The sequence below is a fragment of the Microbacterium sp. 13-71-7 genome, assembly GCF_002257455.1.
In the GTDB taxonomy this organism is placed as follows: domain Bacteria; phylum Actinomycetota; class Actinomycetes; order Actinomycetales; family Microbacteriaceae; genus Microbacterium.
In genome coordinates this window covers 1-2,362 of record NZ_NCKN01000374.1, presented here as the reverse complement: position 1 = coordinate 2,362, position 2,362 = coordinate 1, and the positions used below count along the sequence as shown (strand labels likewise).

Below are 2,362 nucleotides of genomic sequence, written 5' to 3'. Positions count from 1 at the left end.
TTCACGATCACCGGCAGCAGCTCGATCATGAAGAACAGCGCGGCGATCAGCCAGTGCGCGAAGCCCAGCACGGGCTCCTTCGCGGAGAGGCGGTCGAGCGCCGAGATCTGGCTGAGCAGGCCCACCGCGCCGGCGTTCGTGCCCGCCACGGACGCGGCCCGCGCGTTGTACGCGTCGAGCGCGGTCTTGTACGCCTGCTCGGCGGCGGGGATCTGGTCCTTCGCCTGCTGGCGGTTCTGCGTCTCGGAGGCCGAGGTCGCCGACTTCGACGAGCTGTCCGCCGACTCCAGGTCGGTGTTGGCCTGGCGCAGCTGCGCGGCGAGCGCGTCATAGGTCTGCTGCGCCTGGTCGAGCTGCGACTTCGCGGCGTCCGAGCTCGCGCCGTTGCCCTGCACCCCGGTGCAGCCGGGCACCGTGCCGGCGCCCTCTCCGGTGAGCTCGCACTGGTACAGCGCGCGGGCCTGGTCGATGACCTTCTGCTGATCCGTCATCTGGCCGGTGATCTTGGTGACCGTGTCCTGCGCCGCCTTCTGCGAGGCGGAGTCGCTGGACGTGCCCTTCACGATGCCGGTCGATGCCTGGTTCTGCAGGTCGGCGAGGCGGGTGGAGGCGGCGTCGAGCGCTTTCTTCTCCGGGCCGCTGGTCACGGCCTTCTGGTCGGACTGCGCCTGCACCAGGTTGGTCGCGGTCACCTCGCGGGCGATGTCGTTGTGGAACGCCTGCAGCACGATCGGCTCGGCGACGACGAACCCGATGATCGCGGCCATCAGCACACGCGGGATCGCGAGGCCCAGCAGGCGCCAGAGGTTGCGGGTCGAGCGCATCGTCGAGGTGAGGAAGCGGTCGAGATTGAAGATCAGGAGCGCCCAGACGATCGCGAGCGGCACGGCCAGCCAGACCAGCACCTGCACGCCCGTGGTCAGGGCGAACAGCATCGACAGCGCGGACACGAGCGCGGTCCCCGCCAGCACGAAGAACATCTGCACGAAGCGCGGCTGCTCGGTCGGGACGCGGTCGAGGATCGTGCCGTCGGCGCCGCCGAGGATCGCCAGCCGGCGCCAGAACCAGCCCTGCGGGCGGGGCTCGCGCGGCGGCTTCGGCTGCTTCGGGGCCTTGGGCTGCTTGGGGGCCTTGGGCTGCTTCGGGGGCGCGGCCGGGGCGAGGACGGGGACGGGCTCGGCGATCGTGGCCGGCTGCGGCTGCGCGGCCGGCTCCTCGGCCGCGGCGAACAGGTCCTCGATCCGGGTCGCGGGCTCGGGCTCCGGCATCGGCGGGATGACGGGCTCGATCGGGGCGGTCGAGGCATCGGCTGCGGGCTCTGCGGCGGGATCGGATCCGCTCGGGGTGTAGTCGCGCACGAAGATGAACGGGTCCTCAGCGGTCGGGTCGGCGGGGTTCGCGGGGTCGGGCTGTCCATCGACGTCGAAGGCGATCCGGCCCTGGGAATCCATGCGGCCGGGGCGGTGGGCGGAATAGGACATCCCTCAACCGTACGAAAACCCGCCTGTAAGAGCGGTGGGCGAACCCTGGGCGCGGGCCGGGCGGATCCGAGGTGCCGCCTATGGACCTTCCACCTCCGCGTCGTCCCCGTCAGCGCACGCCATGGGGTCCCCTCACGGGGACGACGCGGAAGTGGGCAGCATTCGATCGACCGCGCTCTCGTAGCCGGCGAGCGCGACCTCGATCGGGAAATGTCCGGCCGCGGAGAGCGTCCCTAGGCCGTGCACGAGACCCCAGAAGCCCACGGCGTCCACGACACGGTCCAGGCCCGCGGCGAGCGCAGCCTCCCCCAGCGCCTCCTCGAGACCGTCGATGAGGGGCGCCATGGTCTCCGTGGGCGCCCCCGGCACGCATACGGTCGGATCGTAGATCGCGTCGAAGGCGTTCGGGTGCTCGACCGCGAAGCGGATGTAGGCGCCGCCGCCGTTCCGCAGCGCCGCTCTCGGATCAGGACTCGCGGCGATCGCTTCGCGCACGAGCGCGAGCAGATCCGCCATGCTGCGCTCGGCGATCGCCTTGATCAGACCGTTCCGATCGGCGAAGTGGTGATAGGGCGCGTTGTGGCTCACGTTCGCGGCGCGCGCGACCTCTCGCAGGCTGATCTCCTTCGCGGGCTTCTCCGCGAGCAGCTGCATCGCCGCGTCCTCGAGCGCACGCGCGAGGTCGCCGTGGTGATACCCGGACCGTGAACTTGACACGAGCAACATCCTTTCCTATCTTGACAGTGTCCATCTAGTTGACAGTGTCAAGATAGGAATCGCATGTCCGCCGCCCTCGTCATCGACGGCCACCCCGACGCCCGTTCCCTCACCGCCGCCCTCTCCCGGCGATACGCCGAGGCGCACGGCGATGCGCGCGTGCT

The 2,362-nt window shown here is 70.6% G+C and carries 2 protein-coding genes; both read right to left on the bottom strand.

Annotated elements, in window-relative coordinates:
* On the bottom strand, nucleotides 1-1,481 hold a 1,481-nt coding region (locus B7X32_RS20390), incomplete at its 3' end, for a DUF4407 domain-containing protein (protein WP_292723948.1).
* A gap of 132 nt (nucleotides 1,482-1,613) precedes the next feature.
* The gene (locus tag B7X32_RS20385) at nucleotides 1,614-2,198 is read right to left on the bottom strand and encodes a TetR/AcrR family transcriptional regulator (RefSeq protein WP_292723944.1); all 585 of its coding nucleotides are present in this window, start codon (nucleotides 2,196-2,198) and stop codon (nucleotides 1,614-1,616) included.
* Between the last annotated feature and the right edge of the window lie 164 nt (nucleotides 2,199-2,362).